This window comes from Paenibacillus sp. J31P190 (genome assembly GCF_059692075.1).
This window is the reverse complement of record NZ_JCAUAS010000018.1, coordinates 106,236-131,486: the sequence shown is the minus strand read 5'-3', so window position 1 is coordinate 131,486 and position 25,251 is coordinate 106,236. Positions and strand designations below refer to the sequence as shown.

Genomic DNA, 25,251 nt, shown 5'->3' with positions numbered 1-25,251 from the left:
AGTTCATAAGGCATTCAATGTTTCAACTTTTCGGACGAGGGTAAATAAAAGATGAGCACCAAATTATTGCTGTTCAACCAAAATCGATTGCAGGAGGTTTTATCTATGGGTAAGCACATTATTGGAGTATTCAATTCGGAAGAAGAAGCCATTCGCGTGATTAACCAACTCAAGGCAGAAGGCTACAGAGCAGATGATATCTCAGTTATCGGCAGGAATAACGAGGGTTTAAACCAAATCGAGGATGAAACAGAAACCAAAGCGGAAGAAGGACTAGCAACCGGTGCTGCTGCTGGCGGTGTATTAGGTGGCGTTACGGGATTACTCCTGGGTATAGGTGCACTTGCCATTCCAGGTATAGGCCCTATCATAGCAGCCGGCCCTATTGTTGCGACATTGACCGGCGCAGCCGTTGGTGCGGGTGCAGGCGGCCTCGTCGGCGGCTTAATCGGTTTAGGTATTCCCGAGAATGAGGCCAAAGATTATGATAATTACGTCAAGGATGGGAAAATTCTGGTCCTCGTCGAATCTGACTCCACCCGCGATCATAAAGCCTATGAAACATTTCGCAATAACAAATCGCTGAATGCTAACACCTATACCCCTGAGTATGGCTATCGATCATAAATCATAAATATATACTTGGTTATCAAAAAATCTCTCTTTGGTTAAATGGGGTCAACCTTGACCCCATTTAACTCAAAAGAGAGATTTTTGTGCTTACGACTTTAACGCATCGGACACTTCAATTGCACGGTCCAGGAACTCCTCAATTTCTTCGCGTGTTTTGCGTAATTTACTGACGAAACGAACCAGCTCTTGGCCTTCACGGAAGGCGATAAAACTTGGAATACCAAGGATATTCAACTGCTCACAAAGATCAGGCACTTCGTCGCGGTCTAACTCGATGAACGTGATACGTCCAGCATAAGCTTGCTCCACTGCCGGCATGAAGGGTTCAATATAGTGGCAGTCTTTGCACCAACTTGCTTTGAATACAGCAATGGTCAACGTGGGCTGCGAGATTTGTTCTTGAAAAGCTTGTTCATTGGATACTTTAATCATGACGAGCACCTCACTGCTTAGAATTTATTAACTTATAGCATGTCCAAACAATTGTGTCAAGATTAAAGATAGGCTGCGATTTATTTGAAATAGATTTACAATAAAAGTAAAAAGTGATATCATATAAATATCAAAAAGATATACCTTGAAGGGGTGCTGCAAGAATGAAAGAAACGAATGCTTGGTCGTTAAATGGTTTTCTCGGTTTATTGTTATTTATTATCGGCGGCGGGATTGGCGTTTTCCTTCTTACGCAGGAACGAATTGTGCCGGGCATCATCCTTATTATTCTGGGGCTGATATTCGTCTCGACAATCACTGCTGTTAATCCGAATGAAGCTTCTGTCATCACTTTCTTCGGCAGCTACTTGGGTACAATTCGTAAGAGCGGCTTATGGCTCATTGTTCCTTTTTCAAACAGAAAGAAAATTTCATTGCGGGTGCGCAATTTTAACAGTGTGAAACTCAAAGTAAACGATATTGAAGGAAATCCTATCGAGATCGCGGCCGTCATCGTGTTTAAAGTAGTCGATACCTACAAGGCCCTCTTTGATGTGGACAGCTACGAAAAATTCGTTGAAATTCAAAGTGAAACGGCGCTGCGTCATGTCGCCAGCAAATATCCTTATGACCGTTTTGAAAGCGAAGGCTACTCACTTAGGGGCAATGCAGATGAAGTTGCCGCTGAACTTAGCCTTGAACTGCAGCAGCGTCTGTCTGTAGCAGGTGTAGAGGTCATCGAGTCTCGCCTGACCCACCTTGCCTATTCGACTGAAATTGCCAGTGCCATGCTTCAACGACAGCAGGCTTCTGCTATTTTGTCCGCTCGCCAAATTATTGTTGATGGCGCTGTGGGTATGGTTCAGATGGCTATCTCTCGGTTGGAGTCCGAGGGCTTGCACCTAGACGAGGAAAGAAAAGCGGCTATGATTAACAATTTGCTTGTTGCGATCGTATCGGACCGCTCAGCGAGCCCGGTCATTAATACCGGTTCGTTGTACTAACGGGACCAGGGCTATGGCTCCTAAGAAAAATTTCCCGCTCCGACTTGATCCTAAGCTGTACGAGGCTCTGGAGCGTTGGGCGGAGGATGAATTCCGCAGTGTGAACGGTCATATCGAGTATTTGCTGCGTGAAGCGCTCCAACGAACCGGACGTGTGATTAAACCCGGAACAGAGCAAGCCAATTCGGAAAAGACGGATGAGTGATTTTTATTATGACCTTGCGATTAAGCCTCGCAAGGTTTTTCTAATTTATAAAAGTTTCTAGACATCGACTTCGGGGTAAATAGAAATAAAGACGAGATAAGGAGTGATACAGCATGCCAAGAACAACATATTGGGTTAGCGTCGGAAGGCAAGAAGTCGTTCCAGCCAGTGAGGGGCTCATTCGAGACCATTATGAGTTCGAGATCCACGCCGATGAGGCAGAGCTTCTCCGGCTCGCTGAACAATTTCAAGAAATCAATCTGGTAGATAAGCAATTGGTGAAACGGGCAAGTACACCGTATGAGGCGTTCCCGGAAAAAGACCAGGACATGAAAAACCGCGCTTATGATGAACAGCTTAAGGATATTTATTTTCTTGTATACCAGCTAGGTACGCCTGAAACCAAGAAGCATATTGAAGCTATGAATCTGGGGGATTTACCGGAATACCAGAATATCAACAGCAAGCCGGAATCGTTAAAATAAACGGTTTATGCCAACCTTGGGTAAAAGTGTTGTAAAGGTTGATGCAACCCCCCGCTACACCCAAAACGTAAATGCATAAAAAATCTATAGCACATAAAAAGGATAAATTGTTGTAGAACATACAACATCTTGAGCTTTTCAAGAAGAAATCAAGAAAATTGTTGCACGTTGTACAACTTGCCTTCCTAAACCCCCACTTCTCACAAAAACGCAAGGAAAACATAGTCATTTAACAAATAATTATGCATAAATATCCAAAAACTCACTTAGCTTGCAAAAATCCGTAACTACCTAGCCGAAATAACTTTTATGATGAAAAAAGGGGCCTCACGGCCCCTTCCCTATCAGATAAAGTATTAGGCAATAGTGCTACCTAACTGATATATTTTCAAATGATAACCAATTGCTTCCTAATTCGTCTTTCCTTTCAATCACACCCTGATACACGATCTTCCCTGTATCTAAGTCAGCAATAACTACCCCCGGATCTTTCTTTCCTAAAGCGAGCATGTATAAACGATTATTGGCAATTTGGGTGTTGTGTGCTCTGCCCCATTGTGTTTGCCAATCTTGAAGAGTAAGCTTGACGTCATGCTTAAGCTTATTCTCCACTAACTGGTACTGGAGAACCCGAGATTCCGAAGACTCTGACAACAAGGTAAGATAGAGATCATCGCCAATATATCGAATGGACAGATTTTCCGCGTTTCCCTTCATCAGCATGTCATGTACCGGATCGCTTTGAATCGTCGTCATTTGACCATTCCATATATCATAAACAAGAATATTACGGTTCACGATTCCTTGATTTTTTGCCTCTGCAGTATCCTCTTTCGTACCGTTTAGTTGGTAGGAGGTTCGATCAAAGATTGCGTAGTTGCTCGGCTTGATCAAGCCGCTTGACCAGATATTGGTAATTACTGTCCGTATCGATTTGTCTTGGGAGGTAACGGCTGCAATCAATTTCTTCTCCACAATACTCTTCTTATCGAGGTCCAGTGTATACATATAGTATTCTGAATTATTGGGTGTCGAATATTTACCTGACTGCTGATATTGAGATATCATCAGCTTCATCGTCCGCTCTTTTACCTGAACATCCAAGATACTGACGTACTCATCTTTATTCTTCTGCACCTTCACCTGGAAGGATTCGCTTTTTTTCGTTCCTTTTTGATAAAACGAGATGTCGAGGAGATCCGATTGAATTTTGTCCAAATCGAACTCCGTATCAAAACCTACGTATGCAATACCTTTTTCATCTTCAAAAAATGCATTCACATTCCTTTTCCCTCTCAGGAAGGAGCGATGTTCTTCGAGTAGACCACCTAATTCTTCTAAATAATAGAAGGATGAATCCAATCTTTTCATATAGGACTGCTGTTCGCTTGGATAGCTGCTCCCGTTCGTTTGAATATCAACCCTCTCGTTTTTATATCGAGCTTGAACAGTCATAGGTAAAGCTTCTTTTTCCTCGCCTCCAAGCGTTTTCAGATAATAATCTGGCTTACCATCCTCAGCAGCTGTGACGTAATATATACTAATTGACAATGCAGTAAACGGAATAAGCAATGCAAGTATCCAGTAACGTTTCATGGGTGCACCTCCTTATATGGTCACTTTTTTTCGTAATAAGTAGGAACTGAGCCACAAAGAAAGACCTGTGATACAGATACCAATGATAATTTGCAGAATGAGAACCTCGCTGGGGAACAAGTAACCCTGAAGCCAGTCTTCCGCAAGTAGAATGGGGACTAGAATAAAAAGAAGAGCCGCGCCACAATATACAACACCCGCTGCGATGCCTTTATATCGGAAGCTGCGCTCCAGTAAGATCGCTGTAAACATGACGACTACACCCATCACACCTGCTCCGTAATACAGGACAAATTCAATGAAAAAGGAAGGCAGCAATGTTTGCAAAAAAGGATGGCTATGGATTAGAGACGAGGCGGTCACGGCTTGTTTGAATTCACCGGGAATCATTGCGTCAAATACGGCCATTTGAATAGGAATCAACATTAATTGAAAGGCTACAAGCCCTAATACGAACAGAACAATGGCACTTAATTTGGCCAGATATACATTCATTTTGGATGTGGGGAGCATGAGAAGTCGATAGGCAAACGTACTTTTACCAAACCATTCCTTATACCAAATCAGAAATATATATAGGATGAGCGTCGCAGCACACAGACTAATGGGGCCTTCAAACCAAATAGATTGATAGCCATTTGAAATACTGATCTTACCGTACTGCGCTGCATACTGGATAGCTGAAATCGAATTCCTATCCATCAATTCTTCAGCCCTATTCATGTAGCTATTCGCCTCTAACCATATGCCGAAAAATTGCGAAAGCAGCGTTATTAGTAATAATGCGCCATAAAATTTGCTAAATCGGACGATTTCCCAATTCAGCAGTTTACCATAACGATTCATGCCAGATGCACCTCTCTCATGACATCTACAACAGACTTGCCTTCCTTGGAACGCATCTCCTCCGCATAAAACTGCTTCATCACTCGGCCCTGATCGAGTAGAACAACCTTATCAATCAAGTGCTCGATATCGTGGATTTCATGTGTCGTTATCAGGACTCCGCGGTCCTCGACGAGATGACTGGTGAAAACGTCCGTGATCTCCTCCCTGCTAAAGATATCAATCCCAGAAAAAGGCTCGTCCATAAGTAAATAATCAGCATCAAGCGATAGACCAAGCAGTAGATTGGCTTTAGCTGAATTCCCTTTGGATAGGCTGCCTATCCGATCTTCGGCTTTAAGCTTAAAAAAAGTTAGAAGCTCCTGCGCTCGTTTACTGTTCCAATTCGAATAGAAATCCTGCATAAACTGCATTGCCTCTGCAATTCTTAAATGGGTAGGCATGGTCAATGTATCAGGAATAAAAACAACCTTCTCGTACGTGTGTTTATCTAAAAGCTGACCGTCAATCCGAATCTGACCGCTGCTTATGGGTGTTAACCCCATGATGGATTTCATAATGGTTGATTTACCGACGCCATTTATGCCAATAAGACAAGTGATTTGGCCTTTCTCAGCCATGAATGAAACTTCATCCAGCACTCTTTTCCTGCCGTATTTCTTAACGATCTTATCTACTTCGATCATTTGTTGACCTCCTTCGAGTGTTGCTTAACAAAAAAATCTTCGTAAACATGCGGCATTACCCTCTAGCACGCTCCGATTCATACTTCTCTTTCACAAAGCGAAGCAGTTCATCCGTTGGCAGCTCGATTTTCTTAATGGATTGGACAAATACTTCAACAGCCTCCTGTATGAGCTCTTCACGAATCGAATTCAAAATTCGTCCATCCGTCGTAATTCGGCTAGGGGAATTTCCTTCGGTTGTAATCAACTTCTGTTCCTCCATCTCTTTGTAAGCTCTTTGTGCTGTATTGGGATTGATCTGAAGCAACCCCGCCAATTCGCGCCTAGACGGAATCTCCTGTCCTGAAGCTAGCTTGCCTGTGGCGATTTCTTCTTTAAAGTACTTCACAACTTGCAGATAAACCGGATCGCGGTTGTTAAACGTAATGTTCATCTACCCATCTCCTATGTCCCTTCCTTAGTAAAACTGGATAAATTTAGTGTGTGTATTAACTGGTTCATACATCTTGAAGTGTACTATACACTTCATACACTTATTCTGTCAAGAGATGATTGGAAGCCATAGCCATAATTGGCCGCGTTCCCACATACCTGTAAGTGAATAAGCAAACACTAGAAGCAATGATTCGTTGAAGGTCGGGGAGGTAATTGGTGTTGGGAGGAACAGTTAAACCAAGAGGTAAGAACATGAAAGGTGTTCTAAGCAAAATGAGAGGACTGCCGAACGCAGTTGCACAGCTGTTCAAGCAGCAAGCATCGCTTCTTTTGCATTCCTCTGCTAAAATAGTTGATCCTTTGGATGAAATTCCTGTCACGACAGCATTCATAGGGAGGCTGGAAAAGGGCTTAAAACATCAATTAGATCTGCAGCAAAGCGGTGTTGTAAATTCACCTCTCTCCACAGATGAGAGGGCGATTGTGCATCGAATTAAGGAACGAACCCAGCGGGAAAATCGAAATAATGTGACACGAACTAACGCGTATTGGTCTTGTTATCAGGATAACCCGGAGCTTCACTGGGCACTGCTTGCCCATATGGTTTCACGCAACGGGGGCTGGTGCATGACCGATCTTCGCGGGGAACTGCTGCCACATTTGATAAGCAATGAATTGGCTCAGCATCTATTTGCTTTTCTGGAACGAGCGAACGGCCTTATTTTTCAAGATGCTTATCCTCAACTACTGCTCTACGGCGAAAGCAAGAAGCGAAAGATGAGTTTGTTTCACCTCCTGCCGCATATGAATATTTCGTCCTGGATGGTCCCTGTTTGGAGCGACTTCTGGACGAATCAAGAATCGGCCGCCCTAACGATTGCACTTATTGTTAATGAACAAAACTACATCGAACAACGAATCGTAAAGAATAAGCAGATTCAGCAGAACGTGTTGAATACGCCTTTGTTCAAAACACAAGCATGGTTACAATTGAATCAAATCGGGTTTCCTTTTTTTCCCGCTTCCGACCAAACCCACGCACCTCAGCCGCATCTGGCTGGACTTGTACTTGAGAATTTCACTAGCTTAACAGAACGCATCGAATTCGGAAAAAGCTTGTATGCGATACTCTTCGGAGCACCGGAAGTACTTCAAGGCGTGCTTAGATTTGCGGCCGCAACTCCCCATACTGGATCACGTTCCGATTACTGGCCACACCTGTTTGCCCAAATTAGAAAAACCCCTCCCGATATGAAATATCAGGAGAGGCTGGATGGCAGCGCCCTTAAGAAAGGGACACAGCCGTTTTATAGTCCTAAGCTTACATCGGTATGGCCTGACAGGAGCTTGGCCCCTGTAGAGCCCGGTGACTGGTTCAAGAGTGTGAAGGAGCCGCTGGTGCATATGCGCTCCATTCCTGTACCGATTCCTTATGATTTAACGAAAGAAGTGTACTTTGGTTTAAGCAAGATTGAGTTAGGCATTGTAGCTGCCCAAGCGATTAAGAAAGTGATTCGGTGACTCAGCTTGGCTATGGCTAGGAACGTTTGATAAGACGACTCACTTTGCCGATTAGCTTTTGCACAGGGGAAGGGAAGTTTTTCACATCGTCCTTCGTTACAACACGTGTTACCATCAGCATCAATGGATACAAGGCAACCGAGAAGCCACAAACAAGTACTGCATTTATTCCTTCATTTAGCCGATACCAGCTAGTTGGATGCACATACGTATGTGTGAGCCACTCTGCCCCTAGACCAAGGATACCTATGACAACGATGGAAAACAGTAATCCGATGAAACGACGTCCAAGGATCGTAAAGTCGACTTCTTTACGAAGCGACCGTAAATTGAGCCAAGACATGACAATAAAACAAAGACCCGTTGAGCCGATGATTCCATAGATGCCAAACCACTGCGCAAGTAAGAAGCTACCAGCTAGTTTGACCGCAATACCAACGGCAACATGCAACATCAGCGGTTTCATTCGGCCCATGCCCATAAGGACAGCGCCCGATGTCTGCATCACAATTTGAAACATAGCTCCTAATGTGAGCAGTGAAATCATGTGAGGTCCATGGCTCATGCCAAAAGCGGTATCCTCATGCCCGAACATGAAGAAGTCTAATGGACGGGCAGCAATGGCGATCACCAATACGGCCGGTAACCCAGAAAGTATCGAGAGTTGAAGCACCCTTGTTGTCTGGTGGCCAACCTGTTTCAAATCTTTGCGTGAATAGGCTGCTGAGATGATGGGAACGACCGATTGGCTAAGCGCGATGGCCAAAATAATCGGAATTCCCGCCAGGGACTGGGCACGTCCTCCTATAATACCAACAAGCCCAAGCGCTTCGCTTCTGCCAATGGTCCCTTCTAAGAGCGGGATAATGATCGAGGTATCGATCGCATACACAAGTGTAACCGTCACTGAGAAAATAACGATAGGAATCGAAAGCTTCAGTAAGCTGCGATAGATTTCACTATATCGAACTGGCGTATGTGATTGTGTCGATTGCGTGCTTCCCGCAGCTATCTGCTCGGCCGCTATGTTCGATTGCGCATCTCTACGCTTCAGCTTCAAAGCATAGTAAAGCATAACGGCAAGTGCCGCAATCCCGCCCATGACCCCTCCAAAAGATGCACCCGCAACTCCCCAACCTAAGCTGATGTTCAATAAAATAAATGCGAGTCCGATTGAGGTTACGAGTCTGAATACTTGTTCCACAACCTGTGAAATTCCGTTAGGCATCATGTTTTGTCTACCTTGGAAATAGCCCCGCATAATGGCAATAAGCGGGAAGAACAGCATAGCTGGCGCTATAGCGCGAGTAGCTAGGGTGGCATCCGGTCCACCATGTGAAATGTTCTCGGCATAGATCGGTGCAAAGACATATAGAATCGCCGTCATTACGACTCCCGCAACGACTGCAAACCATATGGCCGCGTGATAAATCCGCTGTGCTTCTGCAGGTCTTCCGATCGCATACTTCTCGGACACCATTTTGCTTAGTGCGCTTGGGATACCGGCTGTTGCTACAACAAGTAAGATCGAATATAGATTAAAAGCAATGGAATAACTGCCCATTCCTTCCTCATGAAGCAAGTGTACCAGCGGAATTCGCTGGAAAACGCCGAGAAACCGCGCTATTAGCGCGGCCACGGTGAGAATGAGCGTCCCTTTTACTAGAGAATCTTTGGTTTCCTTCGTCAAGTCCGTTCCTACTCTCTTACAGTATTCATTCCATTAAAAAACCCAGATAAAAAAGATAATAATCATCGCTAGCTGAAGCGCAATTTTCACCGCACTGCTTGCAAAGAAACCGAGTACAGAGCCGACACCGGCACTTATCGCCTTTTTCCACGACGTACCTATGATGATTTCACCAATCACTGCGCCTAAGAAGGGCCCAATGATTAAGCCGAAAGCTGGAATAACAAAAGGCCCAATGATAAGACCAATTGTACTTCCGATGATAGCAGCCCTAGAGCCTCCAAACTTCTTTACCCCTAGCGCACCTACTGCGTAATCGGCCACCATGATGATAATGACAATCAAGGATTGGATAAGCCAGAACCAGAATCCGAACGGCTCAAAGCTGATCAACCAACCATAGATGAAAAAAGCTCCATAAATCGCTAACACACCAGGCAGCACCGGATAAACCGCACCAATCATGCCCACTACAAATAAAAGGATAACTAATGTCCAGCCTAAGGTGATCATAAATCGCATCTCCTCCAATCCAAGATGGTTTATCACTTCACTTCACTTCACTTCACTTCTACTTCTACTTCTACTTCTACAACATATAGGTGCGAATTACTTTAGCAATGGCATGTTCATTGTTGGTAACGGTCGTAATGTCCGCAATACGCTTCACTTCATCCTGTGCATTGCCCATAGCTACACCAAGACCTACTTCACGAATCATCGCGATGTCGTTCTCACTATCCCCCATCGCAATGACTTCAGACATGCTAATGCCTAGAAGCTGACATACAGTCTCCACACCGCTCGCCTTACTAATGCCTAATGGGTTAAGTTCAATATTAGAGGGATGGGAATTCGTTATTTCAAGTGTTCCCCATCCTTCTACGATGTCCCGGATTTGCTGCAATTTCTCCATATTTTCAGTGAAATAACCGAATTTCAGCCATTCTTGGCTGTCAATGTCCATGGTTTCGCTCTCGCGATTGAACACACCTTGCACCGAATAAGCCCACCACCAACAATCATGCATTTGAGCTAGACTATGCAAATTACGTACAGTGTCAACTGGAAGCAGGGTCCTCTTCAGCAATTTAGACGGAGACTCCCATACTTCACTCCCATTGACCACGACAAGCGGTGAGTTAAGCCCCAGCTCCTGAATATACGGCATGGCACTTACAGCTCCGCGTCCTGTAGACATAATAACGATCTTACCCGCTTTTGTGGCTTCTTGAATCGCTTCTCGGTTTTCAACTGATATTTTTTTGTCATCGTCCAGCAAGGTGCCATCCATATCGAGGGCGATTAATTTATAAGATCCCACGGTTTTCCCATCCCCTGTCTCTACGTCATTAGTAGATCTAGTAAGCAGCAAGCACTTTCTTAGGCAGTTCTTCCATGAATGTCACATGCCAGAGGGCAAATATATAGATGGTCCAAATGCGTCGAGCATAGTCGCCCTGATTATTACGATGCTTATGCAGCATGCGCTCCACAGCGTTGATGTTAATATAATCCTCTATCCCGCTGAACTTAATTTGCTCCAAAACCATATCGCCCATAGAGCCTTTCATCCAATCGCGCAGCGGTACTGGGAAGCCCAGCTTCGGACGGTTCAGGATGGGATCAGGAATGATACCTTCCATCGCCTTGCGGAATATGTACTTCGTCGTTCCATTCGCGATTCGGTACTTTGCCGGAATGCGGCGTGCCACTTCGAACAGTTCCTTATCGAGGAAAGGAACACGCAGCTCGAGTGAGTGTGCCATCGTCATCTTGTCAGCCTTCATCAGAATATCGCCAGGCATCCATAGATTCATGTCGATATACTGCATCCGGCTCACTGGATCAAGATGCTTCGTCTTGCTGTAATAATCGCCAGCAATTTGCACGGGATTCTTATAGGCGCGCAGCATCTCATTATCAAGGCGCAGCACCTCGGCTTTCATATCCTCGGAGAAAATTTTGGCGTTGCCGAGGAAACGCTCCTCAAGCGGTGTCGTGCCGCGCAGCAAGTAGTTGCGGCCCTTCACACTGCTTGGCAGCATCCGGGCAAAGCGGTTCAGCATGCGCTTCACCGATGTCGGCAGCTGGTCGATCGGACGCAAGGATTGCGGCTCGCGATAAATGCGGTAGCCGCCGAATAGCTCGTCCGCGCCTTCGCCGGACAGTACAACCGTCACGTGCTCGCGCGCAAGCTTCGCCACGTGATAAAGGGCAATGGCCGAAGGATCGGCGACAGGCTCGTCCTGGTGCCAGATCGCTTTCGGCATCGTGCCGAAGAAATCATCCTGCGTGATGATTTTGTCGTAATGCTCTGTGCCGAGTGCCGCAGCCGTTTGGGCGGCAATCGGCGTTTCATTGTTGGCGCCTTCGAAGCCAACGGAGAACGTGCGGATCGGTTCGATATTCCGCATATGTGTAGCAATCGCCGTCGAGTCAATCCCGCTCGACAAGAAGCAGCCCCGATCCACATCACTGACCATGTGGAGTTTGACCGAATCCTTCAATGTTTCCCGAATTTGCTCTACATAATAGTCAAACGGACGATCCTCCGGCTCAAACATGGGATCCCAATACTTATGTATCGACATTTCTCCGTCAAACGTGATTTTGACCGTATGCCCTGGTGGAAGCTTATGAATGCCATGGAACATCGTGTTAGGCTCCGGTACGTATTGAAAGGTCAAATAGTTCAGCAAGCTGTCCGTGTGGATCAACCGATTCATGCCGTCTGCAGCCAGCAGGCTCTTAATTTCGGAGCCGAACAAGAACTGGCGGTCATTGACATGATAGTAAAACGGCTTAATGCCGAAGTGGTCTCTCGCTCCGAACAGCTGCTTCTTTTTCTTGTCCCAAATAACGAAGCCAAACATGCCGCGCATGTATTTGACGCATTCCTCTCCATACTCCTCATAGAGGTGAACGATAACCTCCGTATCACTTTGCGTGCGGAATTGATGCCCGCGCTCCTGCAGCATGCTGCGCAGGGCTTTATAATTATAAATTTCCCCGTTGAAAATGATCCAGACAGAATCATCCTCATTAGCCAAAGGCTGATGCCCTTCTTTCAGGTCAATAACAGACAAGCGGCGAAAGCCAAGACCAATACGATTATCCGTCCAAAAACCGGAATCGTTCGGCCCCCGATGAACAATAACATCTGTCATTTGCTGCAACATTGCAGTGGTTGGTTCTCTATCTTCAAAATACATCACACCCGTAATACCACACATGGTGAAACTCACTCCTCCGTACCATTCATCAATCTTTCTATTCGACAACCGATATATTAGTATACCATATCTGTCCGTCATTCTGGAAATGCGATGAAAGTACGTGAAAGCGCTGTATCCTATAGAAAAATGATGGAAATCAGAAGTCGCTTTAATGAAGCTGATAACCTGGTTTTTTTCATGCCTTCCTCCACCTTTCCTCTGCGCATAAAAGTTTGCCTTGTGCAACTTTTGGGGTAGGAAATGTTCCTTCCCCTACACTAGGATATGCTCAAGGGTGCCAAACGGTTCCTGCACTTGTTTGCTGTATGAATAGGCATAGAAAAAGGACCTGCTTCCGCAGATCCCCCCTTTACTAGTCACCAATATCGATTACTGTTTGATAATTTCAATTTTACGGATTCGATTGGCATCTCTTTCACGCACAATAAATGTCAATGACCCGTATTTCCACTCTTGACCTATTTGCAGCTCCGGTTGCTTACCATATAACCAACCACCAATCGAGTCTACATTCTCATCAATAATGTCTGCTCCTACTACATGATTGACTTCATTCAATAAGACGGTACCATCCACTTCATAATGATTTTCTCCTAAAGACTCTATTTCTTTCTTTTCGTCTTTATCAAATTCATCACGAATTTCCCCAACAATTTCCTCCAAGATATCCTCAATCGTTATTAGACCTGAAGTCCCCCCGTACTCATCCAAAAGCAGTGCAATATGAACATTTTCTTGCTGCATTTTTTTAAGAAGAGCTTTAACTGGCATAACTTCCGGAACGGTCATCATCGGTTGAAGCAAGGATTTAAAATTAAAATCCGGGTTACTAATGTAACTCAAGAAAAACTGCTTGGTGTTGACGAACCCAATAATATCATCTTTGTTTTCTTTCGCAACTGGAAAGCGAGTATATTGTTCTTTCGTAATAATACCCATATTTTCTTCCAGTGATTTATTAGCATACAGGCAAATCATATCTGTCCGCGGCACCATAATTTCGCGAGCCAACAGTTCATCAAACGAGAAGACTCGATTCACATAACGAAACTCTGTCTTATTTATTTTACCGCTCTGATAACTATCCGATAAAATAATACGAATCTCCTCTTCCGAGTGTGCTTCTTCATGCTCACTTGCAGATTTAATGCCAAAAATCCTTACCAGCTTGTTCGCCGACCCATTCAACAGCCAAATGAATGGATACATGATTTTATAAAATAAAATAATGACAGGGGCTGTTAGTAAAGATATGACTTCTGCCTTTTGGATGGCTAACGTTTTTGGCGCTAGTTCACCGAGTACAACATGGAGATACGTAATGGATAGAAATGCGATACTAAATGATAAAATATGAGCTAAGCTTTCTCCTACTCCTATCACATGGAACAATGGGTTGAGAAGCTTCTCCACCGTCGGTTCACCTAGCCAACCAAGTCCCAAGGCCGTAATCGTGATGCCAAGCTGACAAGCTGACAAGTATCCATCTAAATTAGAGGTAACCGTTTGTACAGCAAGGGCATTTTTCTTACCTTCCATTACCATTTGATCCACTCTACTGGGGCGAATTCGAATAACAGCGAATTCTGTAGCGACAAAAAAAGCGGTGAGCAGGATAAGTATTACGATTAAGAACAAGTTGATTAGCATAGTTACCTTCCTTCAGCTTGTAGTTGTTCGGGATCATTATCACCTAACCCTTACAGGCTAATTTTCAGTCCTATTACCACGGCCTTTTCCCGCCGCCGAGCTTCGTCAGAATACCGTCGTTCGCCGCATCATATGCCTGAAAAATTTTGGCTGCTATCGGGGATGCCCCGTAGCGTCCGAATCCGCCTTCTGGCACAACAACAGCTACGGCTAGCTTTGGATTCTCTACAGGAGCGAATGCGATAAACACAGCATTTTCTACCGTGCCTCCCGAAACTGCTTGCGTGGATGTACCTGTTTTGCGTGCTACATTATACGGTAATTCATCAATGCCCTCGGCGCCACTTTTCATACCATGGATAATGGTATTCCAATCTTCTTTAGAAAATTCAGAGGAGGAATCCTCAATAACCTCTGGCTCAACTTTTTTAACTAATTCACCTTGGTAATCTCGAATTTCATCTACAAAAAGAGGCTTCATACGTTTCCCGCGACTAGCCAATGTAGCTGTATATTGAGCAAGCTGCAGCGTCGTCGTTTTTTCATTTTGTCCCCATGAAGCGTAGACCATTGCTGATTGGTAACTGTCTTTTTGGGCATTTTTAATGAAATCATTAGAACCTGCGAATTCACCTGGAAGACCGCTTCCTGTTTTCACGCCCATGCCAAATTTCGCAAGGTATTCGGCCCATTTCGCTGTGACCTTTGGTGATTCTCCTCCATATTTCAAATAGAAGGGAATGCCCACTTTCTCGGACATATACGTGTTAGAAGAGTGTTCAATAGCCCCAGAAGCATTAATATATCCGTAAGCTGCTTTCCCCGAGTTTGTAATGGTACTAGACCCGCCCTTACCAAAACTAAACGATCCTGAATCGTAATAGTTCTCATAAGCGCCGAATAATTTCTCCTTAAGTCCAATTAATACCGACAAAGGCTTAATGGTCGAACCCATAAAAACAATGGAAGACGGATGCTTCGCATTCTCTTTCTCATCTGGATATTTGGATTTAGCTGTCATGATAGATCCATTGGAAATATACGTACCAATTTCTTTGTAAATATCCGGCGAAATCCCTCCGGTCCATGCATTAGCATCGTAATCCGGATAGTTCGCCATCGTAACGACACGCCCTGTATCCACTTCCATCGCAACGGCAAAGCCAGAGGAGGCCTTCATCCCTGTTTTCATATACAGATCATTGGCATGAGTCGGGCTGCGTAAATATTTGATATGATCCTCTAGTATTCTCTCGGTAGCCTTCTGAATATCTTTATTAATCGACAGGTATAGATTATTCCCTTTGACAGGCGCTGTCACTTCGGCTCTTCCGATAATTTTCATAGCCGCGTTGACGGGATATTTCCTACTCCCATTTTTACCGCGCAGCTCATCCTGATACAAGCGTTCAATGCCGTCAAATCCTACATTTTCTGAGTTCAGGTATTCTTCGCTATTTGGGCTGTCTTTATAAATATCTTTGGCCGTTTGTGTAGAAAATGATTTCAAATATCCAACCAAATGTGTGGCTATCGTGGTCTTGTTATCATCATCCATTTCATAAGTACGGATACTCTCCTCCGTCACTTCTAGCCACTTAAATTCATCTCGGTGCTCTAGTAAATAGGCCATTTCCCCCTTGGACAAATCGGCTTTAATCCGCCGCGGAACCCAGTAGTAACTTGGGTCTTTCACTTTATTCTTATTGATATCGTAACCTAAATCCATCGCTAGAACGATCTCTTCCGGAGTAGGGCTGACCGAATTCGGTTTGGCATATTTATCAAAAACATCTACTTTTAGCCGCTGAGCAAGCGCAATCACTTCATCCTTGTTTTGTTGACCTGGTTCAATACGGAAAAACAAGGACTGAACAGGAATTGTATAAGCCAGAGGAGATTTTGTAGAGTCATAGATATTGCCTCGAATAGGGGCGATACTCGTTGTCTGATTCGTATTCGTATTTTCCGCCGCTTTAAGATCTTTGGCTTGAACGAATTGTAAGATGGCCAATCGTACGATTAATATCGAAAATAATAAAAAGGTGACAAAGAAAAATATATTGATCCGAAACGAAAAGTGCCGTTTTTTGGTAATTTCTTTTTTCTTCGGATCATCCATAATGGATGATTTCATCACTTCTCAGATCCTTTCTTATGCTATGGCTTGTTCATGGAACAACTCGAGCAGGGAATGAATACCCTCTCCTGTATGATAGGAATAACGGATAATTCGCACAGCATCGATACCGACTTGATTTGGCGCCCAAATATCATTCGTTTCATGGTCGCCGATATAAAGAATATCCTCAGCCTCTAACCCTGCCCTGTCCAGGGCAAGCTGGAAAATCGCCGGATCTGGCTTCTCTAGACCAACTTCAGTTGAAACAATGACGGGATCGAAATCATGCAAAATCCCCTTATCCTCCAGTATGGCTTTCAAGGTGGGAGCAAAATTGCTGATAATCCCAATTCGAAACCCTCGGGCCTTCAAACCGTCTAAAAATGGCTTAACATCATCAAATAATTCATAATACTCAGGTGCCGTGTAAATGTCGTAAAGCTCGTGGCAGCAGGTATAAATCTCTTCCTCTGTCCACTCCTCGTGAATGCCCAATTTATGAAGTACGTATTTATATAGATTAACCCAGAACTCACGGTCTGAATCTGGACTGCAAACCACGAAATTATCCTGCTTATTCACATAATAAAAAAGACGAAATGCTTCCGTAAATAGTTCACTAATATGAGCTTCATCACGATCCACAGATCGCAATTGTAAATACTGTTTGAGTATCGTTTGGGCTGCTGGAATCGTAAGTAAAGTGTCCCCAGCATCTAAGTAAATCATCTTATATTCCTGAAGTGGTTTCCGCATACAATCTCCCTTATTCTTATAAACAATCCTATCTTATTAGTGTACCACATTTAATCATCATATGAGAAAAGCCGCCAGATCTATCCATGATTTCCCTTAATAGATCGGTCGCCTTATATAAAAAGAAGCCCTCCTTTGATCTCCAAAGGAAAGGCTTCTTACTAATACTTTTCTAAGCGTCCTTGACATGAGTTTGATCGAAGTTGGGCGGATTGAACCAGTTGCCTCCGCTTGCCACCCAGGTGGAATCTAGTGGTACCCAGCGATCCGACTCTTTCAGGTAAACCTCATTCCAAGCGTGAGGACCGTAGCTGCCCTGCCCATCATAGCCTAGTCCAGTCACAACTTTCACATCAAGGCCGATGGATCTGGCCATCTGTGCATACAACCTGGAGTAGTCTATACAAACCCCTTCGCGGGTGTTGAAGGTATCCTCCGGCGTCTGTTCCTTCCAGATTCGTTTCTCTTCATAAAGAGTTACCTTATTCCAATCATATTTGACGTAGTTGCCTACCCATTTGTACAACAGCTTGGCCTTCTCTTCATCCGTCTTCCCACTGGCGGTTACTTCTTTGGCTGTATCTGAAATATTGCCTGGAATTTTCGCGTCTAGAACTTCATACTTACGCTGCAGGATATTCGTAAATTCTTGTTCAACAGCACGTGTGAACACGGGCACTTTGTCGGCAATGAAGTCACCCGTGAAGGGTGAAATGACTTCTTTTGCACCTTTCTGATACATCTGTGATGATTCAATATAAGGTGTGACCAAAGAGTGCGGGAATAACGTTACATAAATGAAAAGCACAGCAATAAGAATGAGCGCCCTAGCGAATCCTGCGACAGAACCAATGGCTCCACCAGAGACAGAACTAATAAAAGAGTTGCTGCGCTCTCTGTAAGGATCACGATTAGCCAACCAACTTCCTAACAAAGGATCAACCAATAGGTTCAGCAATTGCTTCACGATCATATAGCCAAGTAAAAACAGTACACCGAAACGCAGCAGCGGGAAATCACGGATACTCGTCATGACGGTATAATAAGTTTGTTTAAGCATGCTTATCTCTACGGATGGAATTTGTAAATTCTGTCCTTTCAGCCAGGTTTGAATCATTGGCGATACCCACTGGACCCCTTTCCATGCGATAAACATGGACAGGATGACGATAACCGCCTCCACGAGCATAGACAGAAGATGTTTGGCAGAACCTGAACCTCCCCGGAAAAATCCTTGAACGACAGAGCCTGCAAATGTGAGAACGATCACGATGGATATTAAATTTATCGAAGTTGATTGTAACCACGTCATATCCGTCATGATTTCTCACCATCCTATTTTAATAATCATATTATATTACTTACTGCTTCGCGTTTTTCTTTGCTTGCTCGATGAAAGCATTAACGGCTGCATTCGCGTTCATCTTAAACGTTTTACCAAGGAAGGTGACTTGTACTTCATCCGTCCCAGCTTTGCCTTCCACCTTCAAGCTCTTCGTCGTAATGAGGAAGGAACCATCGGGATTCGCTTTAAATTGGGCATCTTTGGCTTCCGAGGTCAACGTACTGACAGCCTTATCTTTGATTTCATCGCCAACTTGCGAGACCACGCTTGCCCCAATATCCTTTATTTTATCCTTATAGCTCGCTCCATAAACGACAAGAGCCCCAACAATCGCAATGACCAGAATCCATTTCACCACAGTTTTCACAATACCGATCACGATAAAAAGCACAATAATAGCGGCCACAATTAAGTACCAACGATCCTGCGCAAAGGAAATCCACTGATCCAAACTAACCCCTCCTATTTATCCAAAAGTCCCTTCCTATCATACTACAGGGAATCCTTAATCTTCATCTCTTTTTTTCCTTAACAGGGCTAACTTACGTTCGATCTCCTCTGTTTTATCGATTCTACTTCTCGTCTTTCGAAAAGACTGTCTCAACCGAAAAACCAGGAAAATAGCCACGCAAGCGAGTAAAACAATCACATATGCATCCATAAAGCCTCCTAAAAACAGAATTGTGTCATTTATATGGAAAGGTCATATCTATGGGACGAGCGGCGTACATCTTAAGAAGAGACAAGTCTAAAAGATTGAGGTGGTGAGAACATGCGAACGGCTATTTGGTTGTACTTATTTATGTTTGTTGCTTTTTTTGATTTACACGCACAGTACCCGATTCTTTCTCCCTTCGCCTTATCTTTAGGAGCAGCTCCTTCATTTATAGGGCTAATTATGGGCGTATACTCGATCACACACTTGCCTGGGAATCTTATCGCTGGCTATGGCGTAGACAAATACGGAAGTAAAATCTTTATTGTCTTTAGCCTGATTGTAGCAGGGATCATCTTACTTTTTCAATCCAATGTGAAAGATCCTTGGCACTTGCTATACATTCGTTCGATTAGCGGATTCGTACTCGCCTTCTTATCTCCTGCCTGCTTATCGTTGCTTGCACGCATAGCTAAGGATCGCATCCATCAAAGTAAACTGATGGCTGGCAACGGTCTCATACATACCCTAGCTTCCGTGGTATCTCCAGCGGCAGGCGCTGTATTAGTTGCCAAAATCGGTTTTACAACAGCTTTCTCCGTCTTAGGTTGGATTCTTATTATCACAGGCATACTTGCCATCTTCGGTGTGAAAGAACAGCAGCTCTTAGCCCAAACTGGGAGCAAATCCCCCATCTTAGATCACCATGGTCATGGCATGCTGAGTGATGAATCAGATGTACCCGCCAGCGTAACGATTCCATGGTTATTCTTTCTCATTCCAATGGCACTCTCCTGCTCACAAGGCATTCTTTTCTTTGAGCTTCCACTTATGCAGTCGGCCAGAGACTCTATTTTAACGTCCGGCGTTTTTTTCACTTTAATCAGCTTAGGCGCCCTGTTAAGCATCAGCTTCTGGTTCTTAAATAAGATTCCTCCGTTCATCCGAACGGTCTGTGGAAGTATATCGCTTGCGATCGTTTTCTTCGGTTTAGCCATTCAATGGCCGATACCGCTCACCGTCTCCCTTTTCCTAATCGGAATGGCGAAAGGTGTCATTTATCCCGCTCTCGCTGCTCTTCTTGCCGGTATAACAAGCAGCAATCGATATGGACGCGTCTTTTCCCTACTTTCCATCTCCTACTCCGTCGGTGCTTTTATCGGTCCAATGATGGCCGGACAGCTTCGCGACCACATTTCCTCTTACTTCATCGCGTTCTTCATCTTAATGCTGGCGCTTTCCCTCTTACCGCTGCGGACATTTAAAACGCCGATCACGACGTAAATTCCCGATAAAATGGCGGCTTGAGCTTATCAAGCCGTTTTTTGCGCTGTCAATCCCTGTCATTTCCCGGGAAATGACACCATCATATTTGTCTAATCGTCGAATGAAATTCTTGGATCACTTTCGAAAACGGGTTATACTACAAAAAAACCTAAAGCGAGGAAATCCCATGTCGATTGTAATTATTGTAGAAGGTAAAAATGACAAAAGCCGGTTAAAACGCGTCGTTGATGAAAGTGTCATGATCCTCTGTACATTCGGTACCCCCAGCTCATTAACCTTAGAAGAACTGAGAAAAAAAGCCGGAGACCATCCTGTTTTCTTATTTACGGATAATGACGCTTCCGGCAAAAAGATCCGATTTCTATTGCGAGAAACGTTTCCAGATGCAGAACAAATCTATACACGCAGAGGGTATGCTGGCGTGGAAGGAACACCTGAGGAATACCTCATTCAGCAATTAGAAAAAGCAGGGCTGGATGAGTATATCAAATACCCCGCTCCAGACCCTGCTTTTGAATAGTTAATACGATGAAGGATTGACTTACTTTCCTTTAGATAAGGTCACGACATCTTTGACAATATGATCAACATCCAACTCTGGATTGCTTGCATCATAATAATTTCGGAGTTTTCCTTTTGGATCAACCAGCAAAATAGCATTGGAATGCGAGAAATTACCATCTTTCTCTTTAATCACCATAATGCCAAAATCTTCAGCAAGCTTGTGAATCTTCGATTCCTCACCACGGAGGAATGTCCACCCGCCCGGAACTGGCTTCGATTCAAATCGGTTACCGAATTCTTTAAGCACTTCCGGTGTATCTCGCTTTGGATCGACTGTTATGGATACAATTTCAGCTTTAGTACCCAGTAAGTCTTTTTTCTTCAAGGATTCCTGAACCTGAGAAAGCAAGAATGTCGTCGGCATACAAACATCCGGGCAAAAGGAATAAAAGAAGTAGACAAGTCTAACCTTACCATCCATATCTTGCGAGGTAACAGTTTTGCCATCTAAGTCCTGCAGTTGAAACGAAGGAGCTTGTTTCATTGCTGTTAAACGTTGGTCCGGTTCACTGCTGTTAGCCCATAATTTATAGGCAAATGATGCAATCATGGCGATTAAAATAGCGCCCAGCGCTAGCTTAAACCAATTTTTTCCTAAAAACGTACTCATTACGTCAGCCCTCAATTCTAACTAATTTTCACGGTATCAATGACCATGAGGAACGATAAGAGAGTTAAATACAATAGTGAGAACAGGAACATACGCTTAGCCCATACCACTTCAGCCTCACCTGTTGCCTTAAAGCCTTTAATACTCATGAAAGCCCAAATCAATCCTAAGATGGTTGATGCGAATAAAAACATGTAACCTACATATCCGTAAGCCGTTAACATCACAGTTACAGGAACAAGTAAAACCACATAACGCACCATACTGATCTTGGTCACGTAAGTCCCCTTCACGACGGGTAAAAGCGGGAATCCTGCAGCGCGATATTCTTCCATACGGCGAATCCCAAGAGCCCAGAAATGCGGAGGCTGCCAGAGGAATAAGAAAGCAAAAAGGAGAATAGCACCTAGATCAACCGTACCACTGACAGCACAGTACCCAATAACGGGAGGTGTAGCGCCAGAGAATGCCCCAACGAATGTACTCCAAACCGAAGTTCTCTTAAACCATGCGGTATAAAGCCAAACATACAAGAACAATCCAATCAGTCCGATCAACGTTGCAAGAGGCGATTCCGCTCCAAAATATAGGACTCCCAGACCGATAGTCCCTAAAATAATACCGTACCATAGAACGACATTCGCACTCATTCTCCCGCTTGGAAGAGCTCTATTTTGCGTCCGCTCCATCTTTGCATCCATTTCACGGTCCAAATAATTGTTGAGTACCGTACCTCCTGCCATTACCAGAGCTGTTCCTAGCATGGTCATAATCAGGTGTACCCAGCTTACATCCCAACGGGCAGCAACCCAGTAGCCAGCAAAAGCTGTCATTAAATTGGAATAAATAATGCCTGGCTTAACCAAGCGATAGAAATCTTTCAAGGTCACCGGATCAGCCGATGCTTGCATATTGCTTGCTTCTATGGATTCTGTCCCAATGGTCCCTTGTGACGAACCGTTCGAAACGCTTTCGTAGCTAACTTGATTTTCCACGTAAACGTCCTCCTCTATGTCGAATTTCCGAGCAAACTGAATAATGAACATTCTCATCATACCAACCCTTACATCGTTTGACAATGAAGTGCAGTCAGTTGTCATCATATTGTCGATTCTCCTTCCAGTATGCGTGGAAAATGATCGGAACATTCGATTTCTATGTAAAAAGGAGCCCCCAAGGGCCCCCTTCCATGTTTAGTCCTATTATTTATTAACCAAGAGTGGCATTAATGCAAATAAGCTGCGGCGAATATCATGCCATGCCTTCGTCAAAGCCAGCTGTAATTCCCAAGCATGTCTTCCCATTACGGTGACGATTAAACCGTATTTATAAGTAAGACTGGCTCCAATGCGGACCTCTATACCCTCAAGCTTTTCAAGACTCTCCAGTACTTTCTCGAGATGCAGCTGTTTAAGTCGATCCGAGAAAATGTATAGATTGCCGAGATGTGTTTCCCGCTCCCAGCAACCTGGCGCTGATAGCTGCATAGATTGCGGTTCAATTCTTTGATTCTGATAAAAAATCAATTCCTTGCCATACCAAACTTTCATACGATTCATATAACGGGAGTACTGAAATATTTCGCCACGCTGCGTTCGTCCCGGGCAACATACGTCCGAGAAAATCAAGGCTGACCCTGGTGATAAATGAACATCCATTTCTGCGACTAGGCTTGCATCCTTATAGAGCATTAAGGGCTCTGGGATGAATTCCAGCAGCGCGTCAGCTTCCAATTGCAGCGTCTGACGCTGCGTGCTTCCGTGACCAACCTCAGACGGATGAACCTTCGTGAACGATTGGTTCGTTAGAAAAACACGTGCGCCCTCCCCAAGGCGCACGTTGATTTCATAATGATCCCCCGACATGAGTCCTGGGGAGCAGTCCATCATATAGACGCCCAATTGATCCGCAGGATGGGCGTCCTGGATAAGCGTTTCGTTCTCGTAACGGAACGTTTTGGCGATTTTGAGCGGGGAGGCGTGGTATTTGTGGACGAGCTGCGTCAAGCCGCTGCGTACTGCAAATTCCGCCTTAATCTCCCCGGTCACGCTAGGCATGGCTGAACTCCTGTTCCACCCATGTGACAATATCGTTAAGCCCTGTGCCGCCCATCAGGTTTGAGAAAATATACGGACGGTCGCCGCGCATCTTCTTCGTATCCGAATCCATCACTTCCAGGCTGGCGCCTACATAAGGGGCTAGATCGATTTTGTTGATTATGAGCATATCGGAACGCATAATGCCAGGTCCGCCTTTGCGCGGTATTTTCTCCCCTTGGGCGACATCGATAATATAGATGAAGCGATCCACTAGCTCTGGGCTGAACGCTGCTGCCAAGTTATCGCCGCCGCTCTCGATGAAAATAATATCGAGATTATCGAATCGCTTCTCCAGCTCTTCTATAGCTTCGAAATTCATCGAAGCATCCTCGCGAATCGCCGTATGCGGGCATCCGCCTGTTTCTACCCCAATAATGCGGTCCTCGGGCAGTGCCTCGGAGCTAATCAAAATTCGGGCATCTTCCTTTGTGTAGATATCATTCGTAATCACCGCAATACTGTAGCGGTTGTTGAGTTTCCGAGCCAGACGCTCCACTAGCGCTGTTTTACCAGAACCAACAGGCCCGCCGATACCAATACGCATGGGACGACTCCGATCCACCGCTGGTTTTTCCCATTGGTGGTGATGGTGACCTTGACCTTGACACATAGTCATTCCTCCTAAAATGATGATTAGGGCATAATTGCCTTTACGAGTTGCAACATTAAGACATGAATAAACGCGAATACAGCGTTTCGTGCTGCATCATGGCCAGATCTGCGGCTGGTGAATTTGTGTACGCATCCAAGGGATCCAAATGCGCTACACGCTGCCACTCGCTTCCGGTCAAAGGAAGCAGTTTCGCAAGAAGAATTTGTCCTTGAGTTTGCCCCATGGACATGAGTCTGAGCGCACTGTTGATGCAGGTCATGATACAGCTGTAAAGATAGCCTTCCGCCGCTTGATGTACGGGCACACCGAGGTGATAGCTCACCCATCCATGGACAATCGGATGATTGGAGCTGCAGCGGCCGGCTTTCACAGCTTCGTCCAAAGGCAGCCAGTTCAGCTCGGGATACATTGAGCGTGATAACTGAAGAAGCCTGCGGCCCATCTTTTGAACGCCGCTCCTCGCTTCACTCGATACACGCTGCACATACAGCATGTGATCGATCTCCCAAAGCTGATCCCATTCCTCTCTTGGAATATGGGTATAAGCAGCTTTGATTACCATCGCATCTGACGTTACCCAGCTATTAGCGAGCATCGTGCGAATATAAGCTTCGAGCTCTTCAATCGTTGTTAATCGCTCTTGCTGAACGAGCGTTTCCAAACCAAAGGAATGTGAGAATCCGCCAATAGGCAATGCTGAATCTAGAAGCTGTTGATAAGCTAGCCAGTGAAACCTCGGCGTCATCTCTTCCATGAATGTCGTTGTCTTTGTTGTCAT

The 25,251-nt window shown here is 44.7% G+C and carries 26 protein-coding genes; 7 read left to right on the top strand and 19 right to left on the bottom strand.

Annotation, left to right across the window (positions count from 1 at the left end; translation table 11 throughout):
• Positions 1–105: 105 nt before the first annotated feature.
• Positions 106–627, top strand: coding sequence for a general stress protein (locus tag AC58U0_RS26505; protein WP_497381880.1), 522 nt, complete (start codon positions 106–108; stop codon positions 625–627).
• Between the two features lie 93 nt (positions 628–720).
• Here the strand turns inward: AC58U0_RS26505 and AC58U0_RS26500 are convergent, their stop codons facing one another.
• On the bottom strand, positions 721–1,065 hold the full coding sequence (locus AC58U0_RS26500; protein ID WP_497381879.1) for a thioredoxin family protein: 345 nt from the start codon (positions 1,063–1,065) through the stop codon (positions 721–723).
• 164 nt (positions 1,066–1,229) lie between these two features.
• Here AC58U0_RS26500 and AC58U0_RS26495 point away from each other — a divergent pair, with 164 nt between their 5' ends.
• From AC58U0_RS26495 to AC58U0_RS26485, 3 genes are all read left to right on the top strand, one after another.
• Complete coding sequence (locus AC58U0_RS26495) at positions 1,230–2,069, top strand: SPFH domain-containing protein (protein WP_497381878.1); 840 nt, start codon at positions 1,230–1,232, stop codon at positions 2,067–2,069.
• A gap of 13 nt (positions 2,070–2,082) precedes the next feature.
• Positions 2,083–2,274 carry a type II toxin-antitoxin system antitoxin gene (locus AC58U0_RS26490; RefSeq protein WP_497381877.1) on the top strand — a complete coding sequence of 64 codons (192 nt, stop codon included), beginning with the start codon at positions 2,083–2,085 and terminating at the stop codon, positions 2,272–2,274.
• Positions 2,275–2,387: 113 nt separating this feature from the next.
• Positions 2,388–2,759 carry a hypothetical protein gene (locus tag AC58U0_RS26485; RefSeq protein WP_497381876.1) on the top strand — a complete coding sequence of 124 codons (372 nt, stop codon included), beginning with the start codon at positions 2,388–2,390 and terminating at the stop codon, positions 2,757–2,759.
• A gap of 369 nt (positions 2,760–3,128) precedes the next feature.
• Here the strand turns inward: AC58U0_RS26485 and AC58U0_RS26480 are convergent, their stop codons facing one another.
• The 4 genes from AC58U0_RS26480 to AC58U0_RS26465 are packed head-to-tail and all read right to left on the bottom strand — an operon-like array spanning position 3,129 to position 6,320.
• The gene (locus tag AC58U0_RS26480; RefSeq protein WP_497381875.1) at positions 3,129–4,355 is read right to left on the bottom strand and encodes a hypothetical protein; all 1,227 of its coding nucleotides are present in this window, start codon (positions 4,353–4,355) and stop codon (positions 3,129–3,131) included.
• 12 nt (positions 4,356–4,367) lie between these two features.
• The gene (locus AC58U0_RS26475; protein WP_497381874.1) at positions 4,368–5,201 is read right to left on the bottom strand and encodes a hypothetical protein; all 834 of its coding nucleotides are present in this window, start codon (positions 5,199–5,201) and stop codon (positions 4,368–4,370) included.
• Entirely contained in the window at positions 5,198–5,887 is a 690-nt protein-coding gene (locus tag AC58U0_RS26470; protein ID WP_497381873.1) for an ABC transporter ATP-binding protein, read from the bottom strand. Before AC58U0_RS26470 ends, AC58U0_RS26475 begins: the two co-directional genes overlap by 4 nt.
• Before the next feature lie 55 nt (positions 5,888–5,942).
• Positions 5,943–6,320 (bottom strand): GntR family transcriptional regulator, encoded by a 378-nt coding sequence (locus tag AC58U0_RS26465; RefSeq protein WP_057307568.1) that lies wholly within the window; start codon positions 6,318–6,320, stop codon positions 5,943–5,945.
• Positions 6,321–6,574: 254 nt separating this feature from the next.
• On the opposite strand from AC58U0_RS26465, the gene AC58U0_RS26460 reads away from it, so the two are divergent.
• Positions 6,575–7,843, top strand: a complete 1,269-nt coding sequence (locus AC58U0_RS26460; protein ID WP_497381872.1) for a DUF2515 family protein — start codon at positions 6,575–6,577, stop codon at positions 7,841–7,843.
• Positions 7,844–7,859: 16 nt separating this feature from the next.
• Here the strand turns inward: AC58U0_RS26460 and AC58U0_RS26455 are convergent, their stop codons facing one another.
• From AC58U0_RS26455 to AC58U0_RS26415, 9 genes are all read right to left on the bottom strand, one after another.
• A complete protein-coding gene (locus AC58U0_RS26455; protein WP_497381871.1) occupies positions 7,860–9,533 on the bottom strand; it encodes a putative polysaccharide biosynthesis protein in 1,674 nt (557 codons plus the stop codon).
• A gap of 33 nt (positions 9,534–9,566) precedes the next feature.
• Positions 9,567–10,046 carry a DUF456 domain-containing protein gene (locus AC58U0_RS26450; RefSeq protein WP_497381870.1) on the bottom strand — a complete coding sequence of 160 codons (480 nt, stop codon included), beginning with the start codon at positions 10,044–10,046 and terminating at the stop codon, positions 9,567–9,569.
• Between the two features lie 76 nt (positions 10,047–10,122).
• Positions 10,123–10,857, bottom strand: coding sequence for a Cof-type HAD-IIB family hydrolase (locus tag AC58U0_RS26445; protein ID WP_497381869.1), 735 nt, complete (start codon positions 10,855–10,857; stop codon positions 10,123–10,125).
• A gap of 37 nt (positions 10,858–10,894) precedes the next feature.
• Positions 10,895–12,769: an asparagine synthase (glutamine-hydrolyzing) gene (gene asnB / locus AC58U0_RS26440; protein ID WP_497381868.1), complete on the bottom strand. Its 1,875-nt coding sequence runs from the start codon at positions 12,767–12,769 to the stop codon at positions 10,895–10,897.
• A 372-nt stretch (positions 12,770–13,141) separates the two neighbouring features.
• Positions 13,142–14,422 carry a hemolysin family protein gene (locus tag AC58U0_RS26435; RefSeq protein WP_497381867.1) on the bottom strand — a complete coding sequence of 427 codons (1,281 nt, stop codon included), beginning with the start codon at positions 14,420–14,422 and terminating at the stop codon, positions 13,142–13,144.
• Between the two features lie 73 nt (positions 14,423–14,495).
• Complete coding sequence (locus tag AC58U0_RS26430; protein WP_497381866.1) at positions 14,496–16,559, bottom strand: peptidoglycan D,D-transpeptidase FtsI family protein; 2,064 nt, start codon at positions 16,557–16,559, stop codon at positions 14,496–14,498.
• Positions 16,560–16,577: 18 nt separating this feature from the next.
• A complete protein-coding gene (locus AC58U0_RS26425) occupies positions 16,578–17,300 on the bottom strand; it encodes an HAD-IA family hydrolase (RefSeq protein ID WP_497381865.1) in 723 nt (240 codons plus the stop codon).
• A gap of 172 nt (positions 17,301–17,472) precedes the next feature.
• The gene (locus AC58U0_RS26420; RefSeq protein WP_497381864.1) at positions 17,473–18,621 is read right to left on the bottom strand and encodes a transglutaminase domain-containing protein; all 1,149 of its coding nucleotides are present in this window, start codon (positions 18,619–18,621) and stop codon (positions 17,473–17,475) included.
• A 40-nt stretch (positions 18,622–18,661) separates the two neighbouring features.
• Positions 18,662–19,096 carry a hypothetical protein gene (locus AC58U0_RS26415; RefSeq protein ID WP_497381863.1) on the bottom strand — a complete coding sequence of 145 codons (435 nt, stop codon included), beginning with the start codon at positions 19,094–19,096 and terminating at the stop codon, positions 18,662–18,664.
• Between the two features lie 321 nt (positions 19,097–19,417).
• On the opposite strand from AC58U0_RS26415, the gene AC58U0_RS26410 reads away from it, so the two are divergent.
• Both AC58U0_RS26410 and AC58U0_RS26405 read left to right on the top strand, forming a co-directional pair.
• Entirely contained in the window at positions 19,418–20,584 is a 1,167-nt protein-coding gene (locus AC58U0_RS26410) for an MFS transporter (RefSeq protein WP_497381862.1), read from the top strand.
• 169 nt (positions 20,585–20,753) lie between these two features.
• Positions 20,754–21,107: a toprim domain-containing protein gene (locus AC58U0_RS26405; RefSeq protein ID WP_497381861.1), complete on the top strand. Its 354-nt coding sequence runs from the start codon at positions 20,754–20,756 to the stop codon at positions 21,105–21,107.
• Positions 21,108–21,128: 21 nt separating this feature from the next.
• Here the strand turns inward: AC58U0_RS26405 and AC58U0_RS26400 are convergent, their stop codons facing one another.
• The 5 genes from AC58U0_RS26400 to AC58U0_RS26380 form a co-directional block, all read right to left on the bottom strand.
• The gene (locus AC58U0_RS26400) at positions 21,129–21,761 is read right to left on the bottom strand and encodes an SCO family protein (protein ID WP_497381860.1); all 633 of its coding nucleotides are present in this window, start codon (positions 21,759–21,761) and stop codon (positions 21,129–21,131) included.
• Positions 21,762–21,778: 17 nt separating this feature from the next.
• On the bottom strand, positions 21,779–22,756 hold the full coding sequence (gene cyoE / locus AC58U0_RS26395; protein WP_497381859.1) for a heme o synthase: 978 nt from the start codon (positions 22,754–22,756) through the stop codon (positions 21,779–21,781).
• A 207-nt stretch (positions 22,757–22,963) separates the two neighbouring features.
• The gene (locus AC58U0_RS26390) at positions 22,964–23,818 is read right to left on the bottom strand and encodes an urease accessory protein UreD (protein ID WP_497381858.1); all 855 of its coding nucleotides are present in this window, start codon (positions 23,816–23,818) and stop codon (positions 22,964–22,966) included.
• Positions 23,811–24,470 (bottom strand): urease accessory protein UreG, encoded by a 660-nt coding sequence (ureG, locus tag AC58U0_RS26385; protein ID WP_497381857.1) that lies wholly within the window; start codon positions 24,468–24,470, stop codon positions 23,811–23,813. The genes AC58U0_RS26390 and ureG overlap by 8 nt, the downstream gene beginning before the upstream one ends.
• Positions 24,471–24,525: 55 nt before the next feature.
• Entirely contained in the window at positions 24,526–25,251 is a 726-nt protein-coding gene (locus AC58U0_RS26380) for an urease accessory protein UreF (RefSeq protein ID WP_497381856.1), read from the bottom strand.